General features: G+C 42.3%; 15 protein-coding genes. 8 read left to right on the top strand and 7 right to left on the bottom strand.

From position 1 onward, the window contains the following. The first annotated feature begins 310 nt into the window (after positions 1–310). From WKK05_RS30195 to moaA, 3 genes are all read left to right on the top strand, one after another. The gene (locus WKK05_RS30195) at positions 311–3,943 is read left to right on the top strand and encodes a tetratricopeptide repeat protein (protein WP_341526686.1); all 3,633 of its coding nucleotides are present in this window, start codon (positions 311–313) and stop codon (positions 3,941–3,943) included. A gap of 125 nt (positions 3,944–4,068) precedes the next feature. Further along, positions 4,069–5,004 (top strand): trypsin-like peptidase domain-containing protein, encoded by a 936-nt coding sequence (locus tag WKK05_RS30190; protein WP_341526685.1) that lies wholly within the window; start codon positions 4,069–4,071, stop codon positions 5,002–5,004. A 717-nt stretch (positions 5,005–5,721) separates the two neighbouring features. Next, positions 5,722–6,708, top strand: coding sequence for a GTP 3',8-cyclase MoaA (gene moaA, locus WKK05_RS30185; RefSeq protein WP_341526684.1), 987 nt, complete (start codon positions 5,722–5,724; stop codon positions 6,706–6,708). Positions 6,709–6,783: 75 nt separating this feature from the next. On the opposite strand, the gene rpsD is transcribed toward moaA, so the two are convergent. Further along, on the bottom strand, positions 6,784–7,392 hold the full coding sequence (gene rpsD / locus WKK05_RS30180; RefSeq protein ID WP_341526683.1) for a 30S ribosomal protein S4: 609 nt from the start codon (positions 7,390–7,392) through the stop codon (positions 6,784–6,786). A gap of 371 nt (positions 7,393–7,763) precedes the next feature. On the opposite strand from rpsD, the gene WKK05_RS30175 reads away from it, so the two are divergent. Continuing rightward, positions 7,764–8,459 carry a hypothetical protein gene (locus tag WKK05_RS30175; RefSeq protein ID WP_341526682.1) on the top strand — a complete coding sequence of 232 codons (696 nt, stop codon included), beginning with the start codon at positions 7,764–7,766 and terminating at the stop codon, positions 8,457–8,459. Positions 8,460–8,730: 271 nt separating this feature from the next. Here WKK05_RS30175 and hetR read toward each other — a convergent pair whose 3' ends face one another. The 4 genes from hetR to WKK05_RS30155 form a co-directional block, all read right to left on the bottom strand. Then, positions 8,731–9,630: a heterocyst differentiation master regulator HetR gene (hetR, locus tag WKK05_RS30170; protein ID WP_341526681.1), complete on the bottom strand. Its 900-nt coding sequence runs from the start codon at positions 9,628–9,630 to the stop codon at positions 8,731–8,733. A 1,244-nt stretch (positions 9,631–10,874) separates the two neighbouring features. Then, complete coding sequence (locus WKK05_RS30165) at positions 10,875–13,178, bottom strand: EamA family transporter (RefSeq protein ID WP_341526680.1); 2,304 nt, start codon at positions 13,176–13,178, stop codon at positions 10,875–10,877. Between the two features lie 663 nt (positions 13,179–13,841). Continuing rightward, a complete protein-coding gene (locus WKK05_RS30160; RefSeq protein WP_341526679.1) occupies positions 13,842–15,146 on the bottom strand; it encodes an inorganic phosphate transporter in 1,305 nt (434 codons plus the stop codon). A gap of 88 nt (positions 15,147–15,234) precedes the next feature. Continuing rightward, the gene (locus WKK05_RS30155) at positions 15,235–16,284 is read right to left on the bottom strand and encodes a zinc-dependent dehydrogenase (RefSeq protein WP_341526678.1); all 1,050 of its coding nucleotides are present in this window, start codon (positions 16,282–16,284) and stop codon (positions 15,235–15,237) included. 305 nt (positions 16,285–16,589) lie between these two features. Here WKK05_RS30155 and WKK05_RS30150 point away from each other — a divergent pair, with 305 nt between their 5' ends. The 3 genes from WKK05_RS30150 to WKK05_RS30140 all read left to right on the top strand — a co-directional run bounded on the left by WKK05_RS30150 (position 16,590) and on the right by WKK05_RS30140 (position 20,387). Next, positions 16,590–18,359, top strand: a complete 1,770-nt coding sequence (locus tag WKK05_RS30150) for an FAD-dependent oxidoreductase (protein ID WP_341526677.1) — start codon at positions 16,590–16,592, stop codon at positions 18,357–18,359. Between the two features lie 107 nt (positions 18,360–18,466). Continuing rightward, positions 18,467–18,688, top strand: coding sequence for a hypothetical protein (locus WKK05_RS30145; RefSeq protein ID WP_341526676.1), 222 nt, complete (start codon positions 18,467–18,469; stop codon positions 18,686–18,688). A 644-nt stretch (positions 18,689–19,332) separates the two neighbouring features. Continuing rightward, a protein-coding gene (locus WKK05_RS30140) for an IS630 family transposase (RefSeq protein WP_341525019.1) occupies positions 19,333–20,387 on the top strand; the annotation gives its coding sequence in 2 pieces (ribosomal slippage) (positions 19,333–19,725 and positions 19,728–20,387; 1,053 coding nt in all). 189 nt (positions 20,388–20,576) lie between these two features. Here WKK05_RS30140 and WKK05_RS30135 read toward each other — a convergent pair. Continuing rightward, a complete protein-coding gene (locus WKK05_RS30135) occupies positions 20,577–21,635 on the bottom strand; it encodes a methyltransferase domain-containing protein (protein ID WP_341526675.1) in 1,059 nt (352 codons plus the stop codon). 308 nt (positions 21,636–21,943) lie between these two features. On the opposite strand from WKK05_RS30135, the gene WKK05_RS30130 reads away from it, so the two are divergent. After that, the gene (locus WKK05_RS30130; RefSeq protein ID WP_341526674.1) at positions 21,944–22,144 is read left to right on the top strand and encodes a hypothetical protein; all 201 of its coding nucleotides are present in this window, start codon (positions 21,944–21,946) and stop codon (positions 22,142–22,144) included. Between the two features lie 251 nt (positions 22,145–22,395). On the opposite strand, the gene glnA is transcribed toward WKK05_RS30130, so the two are convergent. Beyond that, positions 22,396–23,820 carry a type I glutamate--ammonia ligase gene (gene glnA / locus WKK05_RS30125; RefSeq protein WP_341526673.1) on the bottom strand — a complete coding sequence of 475 codons (1,425 nt, stop codon included), beginning with the start codon at positions 23,818–23,820 and terminating at the stop codon, positions 22,396–22,398. Positions 23,821–24,028: the final 208 nt, after the last annotated feature.

Genomic DNA, 24,028 nt, shown 5'->3' with positions numbered 1-24,028 from the left:
TGGAGACAAGGAGACAAGGAGGACAAGGGGGACAAAGCAAGGAAGGATAACCAATATCCAATGCCCAAATCCTCTTTGTTTAGAAAACAATGTTACAAAAACAGAAACCAAAGCGAATATTGTCTAAAAAATGCATAAAATAACAATAAAATTTCAGCAATATTGCTGATAAAAGCTGAATAATTTATTATTAGCAGCATTCTTGTCTGCGTAATTATTTTTGTTTATTATTTGTTAATGCTTAAGAATGAATAAATTAAAGTATCGGTGTATTTTTTGGTGCTTTATACCAAATTTTACCTGTTGCAGCTTGACTTTTTTATTGACTGGAGTTTTGCTATTTGATGCGGTGGGAGCAACACCCAGAAGTACAAGATTGCAGATAGTACAACAATCACAAACAACACAACAGGATGTAAAAGGAGCCTCTGTACAGGGAAAACAACTGTTGGATGAAGCAAAGAAGCTGTATGAGCAAGGCACAACAGAATCTAAGCAACAGGCGATCGCAAAATATGAAGAAGCACTAAAAATCTGGCGAGAAATAGGCGATCGCAATTCGGAAGCTACGACACTTTTTGCCCTCGGAACTCTCTACTTTGTCGCGAGTGACAACCAAAAAGCACTGGAATATTTTAATCAAGCACTAGTTATCAGACGTGAAATCAAAGACCGTTTTGGAGAAGCTGTTATGCTCTCTTCTGTTGCTGGTGCTTATTCCAACTTGGGTGATCAACAAAAAGCGCTCTCATATTACAACCAAGCACTGTCATTCTTTCACACCAACAAAAAACCTGATTTTGAAGCAATAACGCTGATTAGCATTGGCGGAGTTCAATTTCAATTGGGCGAAACCAAGCAGGCACTTGATTCCTATAATCAAGCCCTTGTAATTCAACGTGGTCAAAAGAATCTGGATGGACAAGCTGACACTCTCCAGGCGATCGGCTTAATATACTCCCAATTAGGTGAACCTCAAAAGGCTTTAGACTCTTACAATCAGGTATTGAAGATCCAACGTACGAGGAAGGATTTGGTTGGGCAATCCCTTGTTCTCAACCATATCGCCTCAGTCTACTCCTCTTTCGGTCAGCATCAAAAGGTACTTAACTCTTTAAACCAAGCGCTAGAATTGCAACGGCAAGCGCAGGCAACTCTTTCAGGAACAGCCCTTGTATTTAATCTTAAAGATCAAGCTTCTATTATTATGGCGCTCGCTGGAGCCTATAATTCCTCAGGCGAGCCTCAGAAGGCAGTAGATTACTATAATCAAGCGCGAGCGCTCTTCCAAAAAGCAGGTGATCCTTATGGAGAAGCCTCTGTTCTCAACCAAATCAGCTTTGTCTATGACCAATTGGGTGAAAAGCAGAAAGCGCTGGATTCCTTAAACCAAGCACTTATGCTTCAGCGTGCCAGAAAAGATCGTGCCAGAGAAGCCTTTACACTGAGCCTCATCGCTGGAATTTATCAGTCATTCGGCGATTATCAGCAAGCACTCAATTCTTACAACCAAGGACTGGATCTTAATCGTCAGGTGAATAATCAAGCTGGAGAAGCGGATACCCTCAAAGATATTGCTACAGTTTACAGTTCATTGGGCGACTATAAGTTAAGTATTGAGACTTCTAGCCAAGCACTGGATATATTTAAAAAGATAGGCGATCGCACACAAGAAGCTCAAGTCCTAGAAAACATTGGCAATGCTTACCGAGTCACAGAAGATTATCTCAAAGCACTGGAGTACTTCAATCAGGCGCGGAAGTTGCAACGCGAACAGGGAAATGTTATTCAGGAATTTGCCACACTTGCAGGCATCATCAGGACTTATGAATCATTAAAAGATTATTCTAAAGCGCTTGATGCTTCCAATCAGGCGCTTTCTTTGTCACATCAACAAAAAAATACCTTTACCGAAGCTCTTGCCCTTGCCTACTTAGGTAGAGTCTACCAAGCGTCAGGCGATTATCAAAAAGCACTCTCATTTTCTCAACAAGCAGCGTCTGGTTTGCAGAAGTTAGGGAATCGGTATGCAGAAGCTAATGCTTTGGGCAATATTGGTAAAGCTTACAATTCATTAAAACAATCCCAACAAGCGATCGCAACTTACAACCAACAATTAGCATTGCAGAGAAGATTAGGCGATCATACAGGTGAAGCTGACACATTTTACAATCTTGCGTTTACAGAACGCACGAGAGGTAATCTCAACGCCGCCCTTCCCCAAATAGAAGCAACAATTAAAATCGTTGAAGATACACGTAGTAAAGTCACCAGTGGAGAACTGCGTACTTCCTACTTTGCAACTGTGCAGAAGTATTACGAGTTTTATATTGACCTGTTGATGCAGTTACACCAACAAAACCCATCAAAAGGATACGATGCCTTAGCACTGCAAGCAAGCGAACGTTCCCGCGCTAGAGGTTTGATAGAACTACTCACAGAAGCTAACGTAGATATCAAAAAAGGTGTTGACCCCAAACTCTTAGCAGAAGAACGGCGTTTACAATGGCGTATTGATGCCAAAGAGAAAAAACTCTCACAACTAGCAAGTCAAAAAGAAGCACCAGATCAAGTCGTAACAGCCACTACACAAGAAATTGAAACCCTGCTCAAGCAAAAGCAAGAACTTGAGGCAAAAATCCGCACGACTAACTCTGAATATGCAGCACTCAAGTATCCTAACCCCATCACCTTAAAGGAAATTCAACAGCAACTAGATAAAGAAACCCTGCTATTAGAGTATTCTTTGGGTAAAGAACGCAGCTATTTGTGGGCAGTCACACCCACTTCTGTTAATAGTTATCAACTTCCTGGACGCGAACAAATAGAAAAAGCGGCAAAGAATTTATACAACAACTATTTAAAAAACCCAGGGATGCAAGGAGTATCTCCTGAAGAAACAGCTAAAGCTGCTGACGAACTCAGCAAACTTATCCTTGCACCAGTAGCTGAAAAGTTGGGGCAAAAACGTTTAGTAATTGTTGGTGATGAGGCTTTGCAATATATTCCTTTTGCAGCATTAAATGACCTAACCCCCCAGCCCCCTTCCCTGGTAGGGAAGGGGGAGCAAGTTCAACTCCCCTCCCCTACTAGGGGAGGGGTTGGGGGAGAGGTCTATCAGCCATTGGTTGTCAACCATGAAATTATTAGTCTGCCTTCCGCCTCTACGATTGCCATTCTCCGCAAAGAACTCAAAGGACGCACCAAAGCACCGAAAACTCTAGCCATCCTTGCAGATCCGGTATACAGTGCTGAAGATGAGCGCGTCACTGGCAAATCCCCAAATACCCCTAATAACCCTGATATTCAACTACAACAGTCAGCCCTCCAGCAGTCAGTAAGAAGTGTTAACCGCAGCCAGATTGAAAGGCTCAAAGACACTCGCACTGAGGCACAGGAGATTCTCAAACTAGTATCGTCGTCAGATAAGCTGCAAGCTTTGGATTTTGATGCTAACTACAACTGGGCAACCAGCAAACAACTTAGCCAATACCGAATGCTGCATTTTGCCACTCACGGCTTTCTAGACAGCAATGACCCAGAATTATCAGGCATAGTACTATCTCTAGTTGATAAACAAGGCAAGCCCCAAAGAGGCTTTCTGCGGTTGAATGAAATCTTCAACCTTAATTTACCAACAGAATTAGTGGTGCTAAGTGCCTGTGAAACTGGATTAGGGCAGGAAGTGAAGGGAGAAGGATTAGTAGGGTTGACAAGAGGGCTAATGTATGGAGGCGCAGCGAGGGTTGTAGTGTCTTTATGGAGCGTTGACGACGAGGCGACATCCCTATTAATGCGAAAATTTTACAGCGAAATGTTACAGCAAAATAAGTCCCCATCTGCCGCCTTGAGAGCTGCACAGCTCAAATTATGGCAACAGGAGCAGTGGCGAAATCCTTACTCTTGGGCAGGCTTTACCTTACTTGGCGAATGGCGAGAATAAGGCATTGGTTATCTTTTCTTACCTTGTCCCCCTTGTCCACTGTCAACTGCCCGCTGTCAACTCTCAACTGTCAACTCTCAACTGTCCCCGATTCCATACAAAAACAGTGATTTTTAATAAAAAGTATGTTGAAATCTAAACAATTTATTTTTACCTGTGTAGCAACAATTAGTGCCGTGACTTTGAGTATTTGGGCATCAGTTTCAGCGCAAACACAATCTCAACCAGCCAAACCAAGCTTTACTAAAGTTCAAAATCCAGCAGTATTTAAGTTGCAAACCAAGGGAGAACCTTCAGTGCTTAATCAGCCTGAAGATAAAGAACCTCCTGGAAATCGGCGGGCAATTATTGGCTCAGACGATCGCATTCCCATGACTAGCCGAAAATACCCTTGGTCAGCAGTTGGAAAAATTGAGGGAACAGGTGATGATGGGAGTTATAGTTGCACGGGAACGTTAATTGCTGAAGACGTTGTTTTAACCAATGCTCATTGTGTAATTAATCCAGAAACCGGAAAGGTGAGTAAAGCGATCGCATTTTTACCGAACTTAATTAACGGTATCGTCCGGGATCAAAAGGATGTGGCTTATGCAACCAGTGTTTATTACGGCACAGACTTCAAACGGGGAAATTTAGAGGATTTCGTAGACGACTGGGCTGTTTTGAAACTAGACAAGCCCCTCGGTAGGAAATACGGATATTTAGGCTGGAAATCTTTCCCAGCTTCTACTCTAATTGGAGATACAAAAAAATTTGCTTTAGTAGGCTACTCTGGTGATTTCCCTAATCCTAAGAAAAAAGGATACGAAGCCCTGACCGCCGGTGAAAGCATGACTGCTGGTGTTCATTTAGGTTGCAGCATCCTTCGCCAGAGGGATAACTTATTTTACCACAACTGCGATACTACTGGCGGTGCATCTGGAGGAGCAATTATCACTAACATTGACGGCAAGTATTATATTGTCGCCCTTCACTCTGGCTGGAATAAAGTTAATGGATTGGTGTTGAACCGCGCAGTAGAAATATCTCGCTTGGATGAGTGGTTGCGACGAAATCAGTAGAAACGGATAATCAGACGCACAGCGGTGCGCCTCTATCCCTGCCTCTACTCCCTTAAACTTCAGTTGAAAATAGGGGCTAGAGGCTAGTCCTTAGCCCTTACATCCATTTTTAAGCTAGTCAGTCACGAGCAATAGCCCACAACGAGGGAATGTAAATCTCTCCTTATGGCCTTATTTATATTCTGCGATGAATCATTTCCTATGAGCTTTCTTACAGGTAGTATGTAGCTTTGGAGACAGGAGGGAATGTAAATCTCTCCCCTCTACACTCTTACAGCCATTTTCCAGACAGTCAGTTACAAGGAATCAATTCTTAAGCTAGTCAGTCACAAGTTATAACCCACAAAGCAGGAATGAAAATCTCTTCCTCCTACACCTATACAGCTAGACCTTTACACATTGGCATACGCCAGTTGCTAAGAAAGCGGGAACGCTAAGAGCGAACAAAGCAGGTAAATCCCCTTTGGCGACAAAGGCAAACACAGCCGCCTTTTCTGGGAAACTCTCCCTGAAGTTTGGAGCCGACATCGAACCCTGATCTGAGGCTTCCTCCGCTCAGAGTTCTCAGAAGACTTTGCTCAAACTTCTCTTCTCTTTGAGACTCTCCACGAACGCAGCGCTGATTTACCGCAACGCACTGGCTCTCCTACACCTACAAGTAGGGGTAAACCACCCTGGTAAGGTCTGTAACTAATCACAGACAATAAAAATAAAACGATGAACCAGTTAGACTACCTCAGAATTAGCTTAATTGATCGCTGCAATTTCCGTTGTCAATACTGTATGCCAGAGGGAGCAGAATTAGACTATATCCTCAAGCAGCAGTTGTTAACTGATGCGGAACTGCTAACTCTGATTCAAGAGGTGTTTATCCCTTTAGGCTTTACTCGGTTTCGTTTGACTGGTGGGGAACCTCTGCTACGTCTCCGTGTGACGGACTTAGTAAGAGCGATCGCATCTCTCCCCCAAATTGAAGACCTTTCAATGACAACCAATGGGTTTTTACTAGCCCCAATGGCGCAAAATCTCTACGATGCTGGTCTACGCCGAATTAATATTAGTCTAGACTCTCTCGATCCCGACACTTTTGATCAAATTATCGGTAATCATGGTCGTTCCCGTTGGCAACAAGTTTGGCATGGAATTCAAGCTGCCTATAACGTTGGATTTGACCCGCTGAAGCTGAATGTAGTGGTGATTCCTGGGATCAACGACCACGAAGTTCTAGATTTAGCTGCCCTAACTATTGACAAACAGTGGCACGTTAGATTTATTGAGTTTATGCCCATTGGCAATTGGCATTTGTTTGGCGATCGCGGTTGGGTAACTTCCGCCGAGTTGCGACAACGCATCCGTGAATGTTGGGGCTTGACAGAATCACAAGTTCGTGGTGCAGGCCCCGCTGATGTGTTTCGGATTCCAGGAGCCTTGGGAACACTAGGATTTATCAGTCAGATGTCGGAGTGTTTTTGCGATCGTTGTAACCGGATGCGCCTTAGTGCTGATGGGTGGCTGCGTCCCTGTTTATTGAATGAAACTGGTCAAATAGACTTAAAAACTGCTTTGCGTTCCGGTGTCAGCACCGCTCAATTACAAACGCAGGTCAGGAAGTTACTGGCAATCAAGCCAGAAATTAACTACAAACAGCGTGATTCTGGGATTACGGGTACATACACCCGCACTATGTCACAAATTGGTGGATAAGACAGTCCTGAGTAATGAGTCCTGAGTTCTGAGTCATAAAAACTCAGCACTCGGTACTCAGCACTCAGCACTCTCTTACGCTTGCCGTGAGTAGTATTCCACCACAAGGAGTTCATTAACTTGTAGTGCCACCCATTCGCGTTCAATAACGCTGTTAACTTTCCCAGTTAACTTATTTTTGTCAAACTCCAAATGGCTAGGGAGGTTTGCTAAACCGGGATACTGCAAGTTAGTTTCCACCAACTTCCGGGATTGTTCCCGATCCCTAACAGAAATTACATCACCGGGACGGGTTTGGTAGCTAGCAATATTAACTACACGACCGTTAACATTGACGTGACCGTGATTCACCAACTGACGAGCTGCTGGGATAGTCGGAGCTATACCCAAACGAAAAACGGTATTATCCAAGCGCATTTCTAGCAATTGCAGCAGCACTTGTCCGGTAGAACCAGTAACACGTCTGGCTTTCCGTACATAGCGGAGCAGTTGCTTTTCTGTCAAACCATAGTTGAAGCGGAGCTTTTGCTTTTCCTCTAAACGGATAGCGTACTCAGAGCGCTTCTTGCGGTTCTGACCATGCTGCCCTGGCGGATAAGCGCGTCTAGCACTTTTACGAGTTAATCCTGGCAGGTCGCCCAAGCGACGTACAATTCTGAGGCGTGGCCCTCGATATCGGGACATGAGTTTCCTTAATCTAATCCTGTTTAAACTTTACCCAGACATTCCATTATAAATAGGAGTAAATCATAATTTCCATAAATTCTCAATTTTATCATTAGAGCTTTATGCTAGTAGTCTGTCAAAGCAAGTTTGTGGGCTTAGTAGCAGCAATAAAAATTATTATTCTCTTCCTCATCCCGAGTTGCTTTCAAAGATATTACTAGGCAAAGAGACAAGGTAGAGAATAGGCTGACTAAACTTCAATGATTTTGAGTTCTGCAAAGCGGCAGTGGCTACTGGGATTGATTTGATGCTACCGTCCAAATTCTCTGATTACAGAGGATTTACAGCGTATTTAAGTTAGCATAACCTTGGGTGTTTGGAGAACGGCAATGTTCCGGAGCAAAAAAGTGGTTAGCAAAGGTAGAAATAAACAAGGCAGTTCTGCCTCAAAAATGTTTATAGCGCCAGTTGTGGCTGTAGCTGGCTCGTTGACAATCAGTTTACCTAGTATGGCTCTCAGCCTTTCATACAGCAACGATTACCGTGTCTGTGCTGCTCAACTCCTCAAAGCAGGCGTAACGTCAGAATATGCAGCGCAGGGTTGTGCAACGGCAATACGTCCAAGAGACTTGGCTTCATGCGTGGTTTACATTAAGGATCGTACAAAAATTAGTGGTGCAGATGCATTGTCTTCTTGTAGCCAGTCCCGCAATCCCAAGGATTTAGCTTCTTGTGTGGTTGGTATTAGCCGGAATACTGAAGAGGCAATTAACCCAGCAGTTTTAACTTATTGTGGTCGTAGTTTGTTACCTGTGACCTTTGCTCGATGTGTGGTTGGCTTGCGAAGTGAAATTGAATTAGCCCCTGCTGTAGCTTTGGATACTTGTATTGATGCTAGTGACAGAGTTAGCGGCATTTCTTCTTCGCCAACACCGCCAACTGGACAACCTGGGGGATTCAATCCTACTTATGATACTATCCCAGTTCCGACACAGCCTATTGTGCCGACACAACCTAGCGTACCAACGCAACCTGCTGTGCCAACACAACCTACTGTGCCATCACAGCCTAGCAATAGTAACTAAAATACACTGTTTCCAGTGAACAACAAGATTGCCGACTTCTTGAAGAAGTCGGCAATCTGACGATTTCAATTTTCACAAATCAATTAGGATTACTACAGATCAGCCTTATTTATGGTGCGATTGCGCTGCACACATTGCTTGAGGCGATCGCTCAAAACACACTAGAAAAGCCAATCACATCAAAACAGTTCGTAATTTACAGTCTTTCAACTACAAATTACTAATAGTTATTCATTCAAAAGTCACAAAACTACTTGTGACTTTTGAATTGTCAGTCTTCTGTTTTACCAAAAGCTGTCTGTAAAGTCATTGGAATACCACCTTCTTGGTGATATTTATCTGCCCAAGCGCGGATAACTTCATCTAATTCTTCCATCGCCTGCTCCAATCGGTCTGCTTGGATATCAAGTTCTTCCAACAAGCGCATGGAGTTTGGCCGTCGTTCTGCCCAGTTTTTCATCATTCGGAAGTAGCGAGCAGTATCTTCCACCATGATGTAAGTGCGCTCTTGGTCGTCGGCTGGAGCATAGAAAGGACGAGTCAGAGCATAGAAGGGCATTCCCCAGGGAGAATCAATGCGTGTCACTGTGCCTGAGTAGATCAGACGACGCTTGATGTGTTCCCCCAAGGCTTCACTTAAGGGCATTTGGTGTTCGGGTGGCAAGTCCTCTTGCGATCGCTTGTGCAGAAACTCAATCAAATCCAGAAACTCAAAGGAGGTAACTAACTGAGCATCAGGAAGATTAGTCGGCAGTTTCTGCTCTATTTGTTTTTTTTCTTCACTTGTCAGACTGGTTCCAGGAACGCGCGATCGCCCTGGTTGCCAAGGAAACTTTTCTAACCAGATATAAGGCAATTGAATCAGATAGCGAGGTTCTTGAGAACCCAGCATCTTCAGCAGCTTGCCTTCTGTTAGCGCCTGCCTGACTTCTTCTACAATAATCTTTACCCGTTTCGGCTCCAGGTGGTGCAAATGACCGGTCATTCGCAGGTTTTGTCCCTGCTCTAGATAGGTCATGTAAATTGCACACTTTGCTGCTGTTGCCGCGGCATCTAAAAATGCCCCATGCCTGTGCCCACTCGTCCGCATGGCACTAAAAGCCAGATAAAGCATGATCTGATCCATCGCACTGGGGCTTAGACGTTTAATCAGATCTATGTCGTTACTCATATTACAGACAATTGAATAGCACGTTTACAGAATTTTTTTCAAATGAAAATAGGTAGTATACACCCAACTGAAGGTAATGTCTTATCTTCAGAATATTTAATATGCGATAACTCTGAAATTTGTGGTAGCTAAAATTGCTATTTACGCAAATTTTCTGAGATAGGGGCAGAACTATTGCTTTTACTATAGCTGCCTTTGCGTCTAACCAGAAAATCATAGACTTCGCCAAGCCTCTTCCAGTAGAGGTTTGCATACCACCAGTTAATTTTGTTCCTAGTATCTCACAAAGCTTGAGAGTTATTTCCACATTTGCCCTCCTTCACCAGCAACAACGGTAACGCTGTTTACACTTACTTGTGTGATTGTGCCGCATCCGGTCAAAAATTAGCTGGTGTTGTTAATTAGTGATATCTATTACTCAAACAAGATGGAAATTTTGGTAGTACACAGGTAGCTAGAGATAACTAGGAGCCATCTAATTTCAGATTTTAGATTTTGCGGAAAGTCGTAGCTGAGGCTCTCGCAGATTCAGACTTTTCAAGAGGATTTTGAATCGATTCCACAGATAAATCTGGGAGTTTATACCATCAAGGAAGTGTCGCTCAGTTTTGAGTGACTAGCCTACTAAGTGCGGTAACATTCACAAATTAAACCACACAGCACGTTGTGAAATATTCTCTTCACAACCTCAAGTGATGTCTTTTCGATAGTATACGCAGTTGACTTAATAGCGAATTGTAGACATCAAATAAAGCAGGTAATTTCAATTTCCAGATACCTTTTATTTTTCCACTATCGCTACTTATCGTAGCATTTTTTTGTTAACCAAATATAAAGCCACATTGAAATCGGCATAAAGTCAGGGATTTTTGACTTTTTTATTATTAATTGTTAAATACTTTATCTTCACCTAAAATCAAAAATTCCTGAGATATTTCGCAATAATACTAAGTAAATAACTAATTTATACTTTGCTTTTGATAATCTTATACAGAAACAGCAATACAGATTTAGTGAACTGTATAGCCGTCAGATTTTGTTAATAATATTTATGTTTATACTTTTGTATTGTTAGTCTCTATTACGCTGTAATGTCCTAGTAAGACAGATAAGAAAACAATAAGTTTTGTTGGTTGAGAAATATCTAATAGGTAGGTTTGCTTTTATTTGTTGGATAGTGAGTCAGTGGGAAAGGTTGCGAAGAGCGATAAATAAAGATACGTAGGCTTATAGCCATTGCTCATTTAATTAGTAGAACTCGATGACTTAACCTGCTGATTTCGCATTTTTTCAAAGCTGAAAGCAGCTGCACCAAAAGTTACTAATAATACTCCGATAATTTGTACAATATCCAGGTTTTCTTGAATAAGTAACCCAGCAAAAATCACGGTTAAAACTGGAACACTGCTACCGATGATTGCCGAACGTGATGCGCCTAGATTACGAATGCCAAAAATATTAAACAAATAGCTAGAAAGGGTCAATACACCCAAAATAAAGGCACTTAAAATAAGTTCCAGCATTTTAGATGGGTTAACTTGCAAGTTCCACTCGCTTGGTAAAGGTAGCATTAAACAGATAAAGCTTAGCACCAACATAGTGCTGAAGTTAATTAAAGTAAAAGACACAGGATGCAGCTTATCAGCACATATCCGCGTCAAAAAGACGTAACAAGCAAAAGCGATCCCAGAAATAATTGCTGTAGTGGTTCCTAGTGAAGTATTAGCGATCTCAGTACCGGCAGAACCAGCTAAAACTAACAATTCACCGCAGAAAATCGCGGCGATCGCACCTGCACCAAATAAGTTAGGGCGATCGCGAAACAGTAACCAGGACAGTAAACTAGTAACAATTGGATAGACAAAGAAAAGTGCGATCGCCATTCCAGTCGAAACTTGACCGATAGCAGTATAGATTAGCACCTGGGACAAGAACAAGAAGCATCCGCTCACAACCGACAACAGCAAAGTTCGCTGTGTTGTTACATTTGTCGAGGTGGGATTTCCCCGAACAGAATCAGCTAAGTTTTGTAGGTCTTGCCACACTCGTGGATGTAGTATGGGAGCCAAAAGTATCATCAGTGGCACTACCACCATAAAACGGATCGTCAAAACTAAGAGAATATTCCCCAAAGTCGGTGGAAGTAAACGTTCCACATCTAAGACACCAAGAATTTGGGAACCTTCATGGAATATTATCTTGATGGCTACGTTGTAAAGGGACATGAGTACTGTTGACAGTACAACCAACAAGAAACCCGTTTGAATGGCAGATAAACCTTGGGAACTACGCGATGATGATCGCGAGGGTGTTGCTCTTTGTCGTGGTGCTGGTGCAGTCGGAGGCTCTAATGTAGTTCTACTCTTTGAAAAGTCCCTATTAAGGACAGAAATTGGCTCGGTGGTATTTCGTTTGGGTAAAGATTTTCCTTCTTGTTGTGGAGTTGGCGTAGTAGCAGGAGGAGATATAGGTTTGCTATTTGACAAATCTTTGCTAACAACAGAAATTGGTTCGGTTGGTTGAGCAGCGTTTACCTTTGGTGGTGGTTGTGTTCCTTCTTGCGATGGTGTTTTCGGTGCGGCAGGAGGAGATACAGTTTTGTTTTGAGAAAAGTCTCTACTGACAATAGAAATAGGTTCGGAGGCTTTTTCTTTTGGCTGGGGAAGCGTAGCAGCAGACTCTGGCTTAGTTTGGCTTTCTGACGATTCTTTCGGGATGACAGAAATTAGCTCAGCGACGTTTTCTCTTCTTGGCAACAGCGCAGCAGCAGACTCTGGCTTAATTTGGCTTTCTAACGATTCTTTCGGGATGACAGAAATTGGCTCAACAACGATTTTAGCTACTTCACCAACTGGCGGGGATTTCTCCGCAGAACTCTTCTTCTCTGGCTCAGTCAGCTGCAAGACAGTCGGCAAAGCTGCTGTTGCTGCCTTTCGCGCAGTTTCTTCTATTGTTTTCTCTAGTTTCCCTTGCAGCCGAGTCACGAACTCCGCTAAAATCTCTTCCCCTTCCTGCTGTTGGCTGTGCATCCGAGACAACTGTTGGGAAAGATTACTTTGATAATTTTTCAGTTCCTGTTGCAGTGAGTTAAAGGTAATAGTTACGGTGTCATCCAAACTGCCAAACATATGTTCGACTTTTTCATTGATCTCACCCACTATTTTGTTACCCACCTCAGCTGACTTGAGCGTAGCTCGTTCAGAGGAGTTTCCTTCTATTGCTTGCGTAGCTACACTCTGCAAAGTCGATTGCAATTGTGAAGATATATGCTTTGCCAGAACTTCTGCCAACTGACGGATTAACACTTGCTGTTCTGTAATCTGCCGTACTTGTTGCAAATGTTCTTTTTCTTCTTGCAGGGTTTGAATGTCATCAACTAAACGATCTTTTTCCGCCTGAAGCCGCTTTACGTCTTCTTGCCACGTTCTAAGGACAGTTTGCTGGAGATTCTCTAAATCTTCAACTACAGCCCAGAGCGCATTTTCTGCTGCTCTGGATAGTTCGCCTCTGACTCGTGGGTTTTCTGGTTGCTTCTCGAATCGCCCCATTAGCTTTTAACCTCTAACACCTTGACGATAAAGCTGCTTCCCTGACATTTCACTCGATTGGCGCTCATACTAATTTTCTGTATTTTGTCAGATAAACCAAAAATTTTAACAGTACTTCCGCATTTCAACGTAATTTTGTCACGCTTAACACTAGGTTGGCAAAGCTTTTGCTACAAAGCAGTTATGCTGAAGAGGCATTGCTGAGAATCTCTTCCTTTGTGCCTCTATGTTGCCCGAAGGGCTAGTTAAATTTGCCCCACTGTACCACAGGTATTGTCTTCAGCATTTTGATTTCTATCCACTATTCGCTAGTGAGATTTTTACTTCTCAAAAAATCTCACGCAAAATAAATAGTTATTGGTTTTATGGCGATAGTAATTTTCAAAGAGTTGTAGATGCGTGCCTTTGTAACACAAAATTGACTAATTTGTGAGACAATCTGGAAATTCGCGTGAAATGTAACTTGCGTGACAGTTTACATCTCTAATGGAGATTAGAGTATTTTGTTGTGGAAATTCAAAATATTTTCATCCCCTGCACAACATTCTAATGAATGAGCAGCCATTCTGCAAAAATGCACCTTGACTTTCGTGTTGTAGCAGCACAGTTTTTACTGTCTACGGATGCTAGGAAAGAGAAAATTTAGTGAAATATTAATAATTCTTAGAGAAAGAAAACCTGGGCAATTTTAAAGAACGTAGCACTGAGGATAGCACTCAACGGCACGGTGATTAGCCATGCAGCGGCGATGCCTTTGAGAGTTTTAAACTGAATCGATTTGATGTTTTGCACTAGCCCAACTCCAACTACACCGCCGACAAGAGCATGAGAGGTGGAAACAGGTAAACCTAGTCGCGAGGCTAGTAGGATGGTGGTAGCGGTAGCAAGTTCGGCACAAAATCCACTGCTAGGTTGCAAAAAAATGATGCTTTCGCCAATCGTGGCAATGACTTTTTTACCCCAAATTGCTAAACCACTAACAATACCAACACCGCCGAGGATTAAAATCCAAAGGGGGATAATAATGTTATCTGTGGGTACGCTACCAGTACGATTGATGTAGACGATCGCAGCTAGAGGAGCGATCGCATTTCCAACATCATTAGAACCATGAGCAAAGGCGACAAAGCAAGCACTTAGAAGTTGGAATCGCGCAAATAAGCGTTCAACAGGATTGGGGAGTAGGGACTTGGTATTGGAGATTGGGGATTTCTTACTCCTGTTATCCTTATCCTCCCCTCTCCCCATTTCCTCCAACTGTTGCCAACTAATAATAGTGAGTCCAACTGCTGCGACTGTACCTGTTAACAGTGGTATGTCGTAGGCAGGGATTTTGAAACCAACTTGCTCAATCAAAATATTAGTTAGAGGTTGAGTCAGCGAGGGTAGTACAATCACGCCGAAGACTCCCAGTAGTAAAGTACTCAACCAAGGAATCCACTCTTGTAACTGCACTAATGGATTTGGTTGCTCTAAAATCCAACGCTTGATTTGACTGTAAAATAAAGCAGCGATCGCACCACTCATAATCGGCGTTAAAATCCAGCCAATGGTAATTAAACCAATTGATGACCAATCAATTGCACCGGCTCCCAAAGCTACCCAACTAAATCCAGCGATCGCACCTACAACTGCATGAGATGAGGATACAGGCAAACCGCGTGAGGTGGCAATTTGCAACCACACCCCACTCGCTAGTAGGACAGTTGTCATCCCGATAACTAATGTTTGGGGCGTAGCGGCGAATAATGCAGGATTAGCAATTTTTGTCGCTAGGGTTTGGGTTACCTCATGCCCAAACAATACAGCACCCGTAAACTCCAACACTCCAGCAATAATTAGCGCTTGTTTCAAAGTAACAGCTTTGGAACCTACAGAGGTTCCCATTGCATTAGCAACATCGTTTGCTCCGAGGTTGAAAGCTACATAGAAAGCTAGTACGGCGACTGCAATTAGGGTAACAAGCATTTTATTTTGACTAATTGAAAATGGAAAAGTGTAGGAGTGGGGGAGTAATTTTAAATTTTGAATTTTGAATTGTTTATTTCCTCTTCCTTTATTGGGGATAAATTAAGATTTTGTAAGTTTCCGGTGTCGGTGCGATCGCAACTTCCACTGCTGCTGATAAATCTTTTAATGGATAGCGATCGCTAATTAACGCTTCTACATCAATCCGCCGATTAAACACGATATCCGCTGAGAGGCTTTGAAGGCGATAGGATGAACTATAGCTGCCCATTAAGTCAATTTCTCGGCGATAGAGAAGATTGGGATTGATGGGAATTTCCAATTCATCGGGGAATTCAGCGAAGAATAAGATTTTGCCGCCTTTACGGGTACAGTCAATCGCTTGAAAGAAAGCTTTATCACTGGGGACAGCTAGGAGTGTAACATCAACACCCACTCCATTAGTCAGGGCATGAATTTTGGCTGGTAAATCGGGATCACGAGCATCAAAAGCCGCCTCTGCCCCGACACTCAAGGCTTTTTCAATTCTAGAGGGCAGTAAATCGGTAGCGATCGCTTTAGCTCCAAAATACTTTACCAACATGATAAACATTAACCCAATTGGCCCTGCTCCAGTGACTAATACAGTTTGTCCAGGAGCAATTTGAGCTTTTTTGACTGCCTTCAAGCAGCAGTTTGTTGGTTCGACAAAACTCGCTTCTTCAAAACTGATATGATCAGGGATGGGAATTAACCCACCATTTTCCACGATATGACCGGGAACTTTGACATACTCAGCAAAACCGCCGCCGCTAGCGTTAAACCCTGCGGTGGTAGAGATATTTTTGTAAACATTGCACATTGAAAAATTATCATTCATGCAGTAGGTGCAACGCATACAGGGAATGTGGTGCATTACCGCTATCCGTTGTCCCACTTGCCAACCTTTTACCTGAGAGCCTATTGCTGCGATCGTCCCGGCAGTTTCATGTCCAAAAATGCGTGGCGGTTCGTACAAAGGATAACGAATTTTTTTAATATCTGACTGACACAACCCCACTACCCGCACTTGTACCAGCACTTCATCTGGTTCCAGCGTTGGGACTGGGATATCTTCGTAAGACAGTTGATTGACGCCTCTAAATACCTGTGCTTTCACGTTGGTTTTTCACCGAGCAATGATACTAGATGTAACATTTAGTGGTTCAGGTTAGGTTATGAAGTTTGGGATTTAATGTTGTTTGTAAATGTTAAGCTGTCGGACATTTAGCTTGCACATTCTTTTTTGTGTCAACTCTTGTGGGTTGGATATCTTGCCTACCTTAAATATCCAATTTAAATATACATTCAGCTTATACCGTGAGATGCCACAAAGGAAGTTATTTATACCTTCATTTCGCAAAGTATATTAAAACTAGCTTGTCTGATGTAGCCTAACTGGGTAAACTCCAGTGAGGTTAAGCAATGGTTAATCAGATATATAAAGTTGAAGTCTTAGTTGTCGGCGGAGGAACCGGAGGTACTGCGGCTGCTATCCAAGCGGCACGACGGGGAGCCAAAACTATTCTCGTGAGTGAATTTTCCTGGTTGGGGGGAATGCTGACTTCGGCAGGGGTGTCTGCACCCGATGGTAATGAATTAGTCGCTTTTCAAACGGGGTTATGGGGTGCATTTTTACAGGAATTGCGACACCGACAGCCAGGGGGATTAGATAATAGCTGGGTCAGCTTTTTTAGTTACGATCCTCGTATTGGGGCAAAAATTTTTGCAGACTGGGTGCATGAGTTACCAAATCTGCACTGGATTTATGGACAAGTGCCTCTGGAAGTTTATCGGCAAGGTAATTCTATTACTGGTGTTCGTTTTGCTGATTTTACTATTACAGCCAAGATTATTCTTGACGGCACAGAATTAGGAGATTTATTGGCTCTAGCAGAGATACCTTATCGCTGGGGTTGGGAATTGCAATCAGAATGGGGAGAACCTAGCGCACCAGTTACTTTTAACTCTTTGACTAAACAATATCCAGTGCAAGCGCCCACTTGGGTAGTGATTATGCAAGACTTTGGTGAAGCCGTCGCCCCAGAAATCCCAGTTGCCCCCAACTATAATCCATCACTGTTTGCAGGTGCTTGGGATGGTTATGGTGCAGAGACATTTTTGAATTACGGACGTTTGCCTGGGGGCTTATTAATGATTAATTGGCCAATCTGTGGCAATGACTACGGTGTAGGAGTAGAGCGTCTGATAGAGTCAGATCTAACCAAATGTGAATTCCTCCAAGAATCTCGCTGGCACAGCCAAAATTTTGCCCATTTTATCCAAAATCAGCTTGGACATCGCTATGGTTTGGCAGAACAATTGTTTCCACATGCTCCTACAGCTTTTGCGCTACATCCCTACTATCGGGAAAGCCGCCGCCTAGTGGGACAAAGCTATATCAAAGAACAAGATATTTTGCCAGTACCAGAAGGTAGAGTTGCAGACATATTTAATGATGCAATCGCCATAGGTAACTACGCTAATGATCACCATTATCCTGGGATAGATTTTCCACTACAACCTAAATCTATCCGTTGGGGGGGACGTTGGACTGGAACTCCTTTTACCATTCCCTACAGTTGTCTAATTCCAACTGCTACAGATGGGTTTTTAGTCTGTGAAAAGAATATTTCTGTGTCACATATTGCTAATGGGGGTACCAGACTACAACCTGTGGTGATGGGCATTGGACAAGCAGCAGGAATGGCAGCTGCAATGTGCGTTGAGTTGAACTGTCAGCCAAGGGATTTACCTGTGAAGGCGCTGCAAACAGCTTTATTGCAAGATAATCGTTCTCCTGCGGCAATCATTCCTTTATTTAATCTTCCACCCAATCGTTCGGATTGGTTGCACTGGCAACTGTATTACTTAAATAACCCCCAAGCCTATCCAGCTAGTGGTGATTGCCCTTGTCCATCCGAGGATAGATACGATTATTCTGCTATCGACAAGGTATCAATAAACGAAAGTGACTGTTTCAAAGGCATTTTTCACCGCTTGGATAACCAGGATTATCAATTAGCTGTTACTGCACCCGTGGAAAAGCAAGGGCAATTTTGGCAACTTGTGACTCTGCGATCGCATATTGATGAACAACTGCAAGCTTGTCCCCATGAACAATTAATCACAGTTTGGGGTCGTCAGAATCACGTCGGTAACTGGTTACTAGTTGAAAAACTCGATGTAGGATAAAAGTAGTTTATTTTCAGTAATCAACAATACTTTTTAGCTAATTGTCCGGATAATCATAAAAAAGCTCAGTAACAGTGAAGTAGAGAGTTCTAAAATAGACATCTGCTATGCGTGCTGCCATTTCACTTTTAGTATCGAGTCTGGTGTTCGGCTCCTTAGCTTCTAACTGCCAAGCAATGGTCAATCACTTATCCTATGAGCTGCTTTCTACATCTACTTCGGAATACTTGCTCTCAGCGAACAAAGCGACTTCAAAAGATCCGGCTCATCGTGGTAGTGGACGCAAAGAGTTAATAGAAAATTCGGGAAATATTTATCCTGCTATTTAATAACTACTGTAGGGTAATGCTTCTTATAGCAAGGGATTAAAGTACCAAGAAACAGGGTGTTGTTAATTTAAATCTTCTTTTACAGTGCCTTCCAAGCAGAGATATAATAGTCGCCACAGAAAAAACTTTAGCGATCGCCCAGTATTTCAACTGCAAGCTCTGTATATAGTTGGTGTTAACCCTTGCGCTCAAAATTTGAACTAAACTGATTGCCTGTATTAAACGCATTACTCTTCTCAAAAGCCACACAACTGTTGCTCGTATACTAGAGAAGTTCTGCGTTTCAATCTTCAACCGCTCTAGAAACAGATGTGACTTAGGGTATTAGTTAATCTAAAGTACGTCTAATTCATATTTTTTGCTTGTTGAGGAAACAGGCTTAAAACAACTTCATTTTTCTTCAAAAGCTTTTTATGAGTTTTGTAGACGCAAAGCAGCTTCCCATAAAGCCCTTCTCAAAAATAGACGCTTATCGCGCAGCGTCTTCATCAAGAGAAAGGTGTATTAGCTTGATTTGCGCCATTGTCTACAAGTTGGTTTTTCTTACAGCTAACTACTGATGAAGCTAAGTAGGTAGGTGCCAAAAAAGTCAGCTATGTTAAGATATGTAAAGACTGATAATGCATCTACAAGGTAGTTGGTGTATGGGTGCGCGTTTAAGGGTATTTCTGACTCCTGAGCAAGACCAAACTTTACTAAATCTGAGAAAACAGGATGTACCACAGAAAGTCAAAGACAGGGCGGAAATAATCAGGCTAAATGCACATGGTTGGTATGTAGAGAAGATAGCAGATCACTTTGATTGTCACAAAAAAACAGTCACAAAAGTTTTGCATCAATGGCAAAAACTGGGCACAGAAGGGCTTTGGGAATCTCCTGGGCGAGGGGGGAAACCAAAGTGGCTTGAGGATGACATGATATTTTTAGAAGAATGCCTCAGAAACGAGCCACGCACATACAATAGTTCTCAGTTAGCTTTGAAGTTGAAAACAGAACGCAACGTTGAGATGAGTGCCGACAGATTAAGACGGGTACTCAAAAAAAGGGGGTCGATTGGAAACGGACAAGGAAAAGCCATAAAGGAAAACAAGACCCAGTAGCACGAGCAAACAAGCAAGCAGACCTAGACATGTTGGAATTAGCTGCTGCCACTGGTGAAATAGACCTGAAATACCTAGACGAGTCAGGGTTCTGTATGTGGAGCGAACCTAGTTATACATATTACTTTAGAGGTGAGCAAAAACGGTTAGAACAGACTAAACGCCGTGGTCGCAGATTAAGTATTATCGGGCTTCTCCAACCTTTAATCAGTTTTGTTTACGGTTTAGTTATCGGTGGTGTTGACCGTAAATCTTATATAGAAATGATGGAGAAAGAAGCCAAACAAGCCCAAGAAACTGGACGTATCAGCGTGATTGTGCAAGATAACGGGCCAATACATCGCTGCCAAGAAGTTCAACAATTGTGGAAAAAATGGGAAAGTCAGGGTTTGTACATCTTTTTTCTCCCGAAATATTGCTCAGAAATGAATCCAATTGAATTGGAATGGCAACATCTCAAGAAAGATGAGTTATCCGGGCAAGCATTTGATGATGAGCTAGATCTCGCTTACGCCGTCATCAATGGTGTTCAAGCTAGAGGAAAAAAAAACAATCACAACACACATCGTGTAAAATTTAGCTCTAGATTATCAACTTAAGATTTTGTTACATAGTAGAAAATTTCGGTGCCTACCTACTTAAATATTAAGAATGCTCTCCTAGATCATCTTAATTATCTCATCTAAAAAGACCAAATGCACAATTGTACATTTGGTCTTTTTGGACGAATTGTTCAATAAACAGGTCAGGTAAGATTAGATTGGAAACCAGTCCCGTTTTTTGGTGTATTAAACTGGTTTATGAGCAATAAAATATTTGCTTGCAAAATGGATTTGTATTTCAATATTCACAAAACCTGCTTTCTCTAAACGTTCTACCAAGTTATCAGTAATATAATGCCTGTAGTAAGGTTCATGGAAATTTTCAGGGAAAGCGTCCATCATAGGCTTCATCTCCAATGAATCACTCAACTGAACTGAGTCACATATAATAAACACTCCCCCTGGTTTTGTCACCCGGAAGCATTGCTCAATCACTAGTTGGCGTACTGACGCTGGTAACTCATGAAAGAGAAATACAGAAGTTACAGCATGAAAATAGTTATCTAAATAAGGTAACTCTTCAGCATTTGCTTGTAAAAGTTGTGGCAATACCCCTGAAATTTGAGATAGTAGCTCATTTGCCTTACATAAATAAGTTGGCGAAAGATCCGTTCCAAATAATGATGCTTGAGGTAGAGCAGCCCGAATCAGTTTCAATGTCCGCCCAGTTCCACAAGCTACATCCAAAATGCGGACTTGCCGTGGTGAAACAGACTCAAAAGTTTTCAACCCTTTCTTCAAGGGAGCGAGAATACGCCGCCGCATTAAATCGGCTGTTCCATTAAAAAGAAGTTCGACCTGTAAATCATATAAGCTGGCTGAAAGGTCGCTTAAGTAGCCACCGCTTTGGTGATGGAAGTTCTGCACGTAGTAGCTAGGATAACCATCAGTCTCTATTTCTGGAGAAAAATCTTGATATTTCTCTTGATTAGCCCGTTCCCAGATTTGAGGTAAATCAAGCAACACTAGCGGATAGTAGCGAAAAAAATCTTCCCAAGAGTTTTCAAACAGTAAGCTTTTGGGGTAAATACCGTTTTCGGCATCTTGCCAGTCTATTTCTAGCAGTTGATTCAATCGTTCTTGAAATTTGAGTAAAACCTCGTTGGGAATAGGTTTGCTTTTCTGATTTAGGGTGGGATATAAGAAGCTCCTTAACTGTAAACTTACCGTTTTATGAGCCAGACTAAAGAAACTCTTGCTTTGTTGAAAGGTCTGATAGGTCAGTTTAGTGAGAGTATCAGGCATAAAAATAGCTCAAGCTTTAACTACTGAATACTTATATGTATAAATAACCATAACAAATAAATTATCTCTCCTTAGAAAGGTAGATACCCGAAAGCGAGACCAAGCTAAAGCCAGATGTTACTCAGAAAGCGGAGTTTGGAGCTATTTTTTCTCCTTATGGGAAAAACTACCTAAAATTTTCTTGAAATTTTCACAAATATAAAGTTTTATAAAAACATCTATTCCGTAACTTATGATACAGAATTTTTTGTTATAGTTATAGAGCAGCTAAAAAATATATTCACTACAACTATTCGGAGGACTATGTTATGTCTATTGCAGAAAAATCTCGTGCGTTAATGGTGCGTCAATATCAGCAGGTCAAGAATCGCCAACAATCTATGCTGATGCGTGCTGCACAAGAACTTGGCCTTCCTGAAGAAGCATCCCATTACTGGAATCCTATTCAAGGAAAGATAGATCCCACTACTCGAATGATTTATGGACGCAGCAATGCCACAATGAGCTAGGTTGCAAAATTTATTAATTAGATTTTTTGAGTAAGGGCGCACAGCTAGCTAGTTGTGCGCCCCTGTTGCATTGCATCTTCTAAAAAAAAAGCCACCCTAAAAGGTGGCAAAATTTATGCTTTTATACCAATTCGCCAAAACAAGGCTACAGATTCTCTCCCTAGAAACCCAAATAAAATTTGAGTACAGGTTTATTGCAATACACGCCTAATAATTACGATGTACCTATTGGTATTAAATACGACTGTTGATTAAGCATCGTAATAAAGGTAAAACTCGTAAGGGTGAGGGCGTAGCTGTAACTGCTTGACTTCGTTAGCTAGCTTGTAATCAATCCAATTTTCAATGAAGTCTTCAGTGAACACGCCTGATTCTGTTAAGAAAGCGTGATCTGTTTCTAAGGCTTGCAATGCCAGTTCTAGAGAACCCGGAGTTGAAGGAACCTTCGCCAGTTCTTCTGGAGAAAGTTCATAAATATTCTTGTCTAGAGGTTCACCAGGATCAATTTTGTTCTTGATGCCATCAAGACCAGCACAAAGCATGGCAGCAAATGCCAAGTAGGGGTTAGCGGTAGCATCTGGACAACGGAATTCTAACCGCTTGGCTTTGGGGTTAGTGCCAGACAAAGGAATACGGATAGAAGCAGAACGGTTACCTTGGGAGTAAGCCAAGTTCACTGGTGCTTCATAACCAGGTACTAGACGCTTGTAAGAGTTGGTACTGGGGTTAGTAATTGCCAACAGTGCCGGTGCGTGTTTGAGGAGACCACCAATGTAATACAATGCTGTTTCGCTCAAACCAGCATACTTATCACCAGCAAATAGAGGTTTGCCATCTTTCCAGATAGACTGGTGAGTGTGCATCCCGGAACCGTTATCACCAAACAATGGCTTGGGCATAAAGGTAACGGTTTTGCCGTGTTTCTTGGCAACGTTCTTGATGACGTATTTGTAAATCAGTAACCAGTCGGCCGCTTCAACCAACTTGCCAAAACGGAAACCTAGTTCGCTTTGACCACCAGTAGCAACTTCGTGGTGGTGCTTTTCAATAGGTACACCTAGTTTTGCCATTGTCAATAGCATTTCTGTTCGGATATCTTGGAAAGAATCCGTGGGCGAAACTGGGAAGTAACCTTCTTTGTAGCGTGGCTTGTAAGCTAGGTTCGGCTTTTCATCTGTACCGAGTTTACCAGAATTCCAAGCCCCTTCTTCAGAGTCTAAGAAGTAGTAGCCTTCGTTAGCAGTTTGGCCAAACCGGGCAGTATCAAAAATGAAGAACTCAGCTTCGGGGCCAAGGAAGGCTGTGTCACCAATACCAGTAGAAACTAAGTAATCTACTGCTTTTTGGGCAATAACGCGCGGGCAACGGTTATACCATTCTCCCGTACGGGGTTCTTTAATGCTACAAATTATACTTAATGTTGGCTCAGCCATGAATGGGTCGATCCAAGCAGTATTTGGATCGAGTACCATCGTCATGTCTGATTCGTTGATTGCTTTCCAACCCCGGATGCTGGAACCGTCGAAAGGTACGCCATCAATGAATGAACTCTCATCGATTTGGTTTTGGTACACAGTCAGGTGCTGCCAAGTTCCTGGTATATCGATGAATTTAAGATCGATCAGTTCAATTTTCTGATCTTGAATTAACTTCAAGACTTCTTGTGGGGTTGTCATTGTTACTCCTTCTCTACCAATTATCCTAAACTAAAACCAGAATCTGCCAAAGCATCCTAACCCTGCTGATCTGAACCAAGTATGTGATACACGCGAAATATCTTAAATACTGGACAATAAGCGATTTTGTAGTTTATGTAACAGATATCTTGTTTACAGGTTATATTAACCTTTCCCCGATCATCTGCACAAAACTGGAAAGTTCATC

This window comes from Nostoc sp. UHCC 0302, assembly GCF_038096175.1.
Taxonomy (GTDB): Bacteria; Cyanobacteriota; Cyanobacteriia; order Cyanobacteriales; family Nostocaceae; genus UHCC-0302.
The sequence above is the reverse complement of the archived record's forward strand: the minus strand, read 5'-3'. Positions and strand labels throughout refer to the sequence as shown.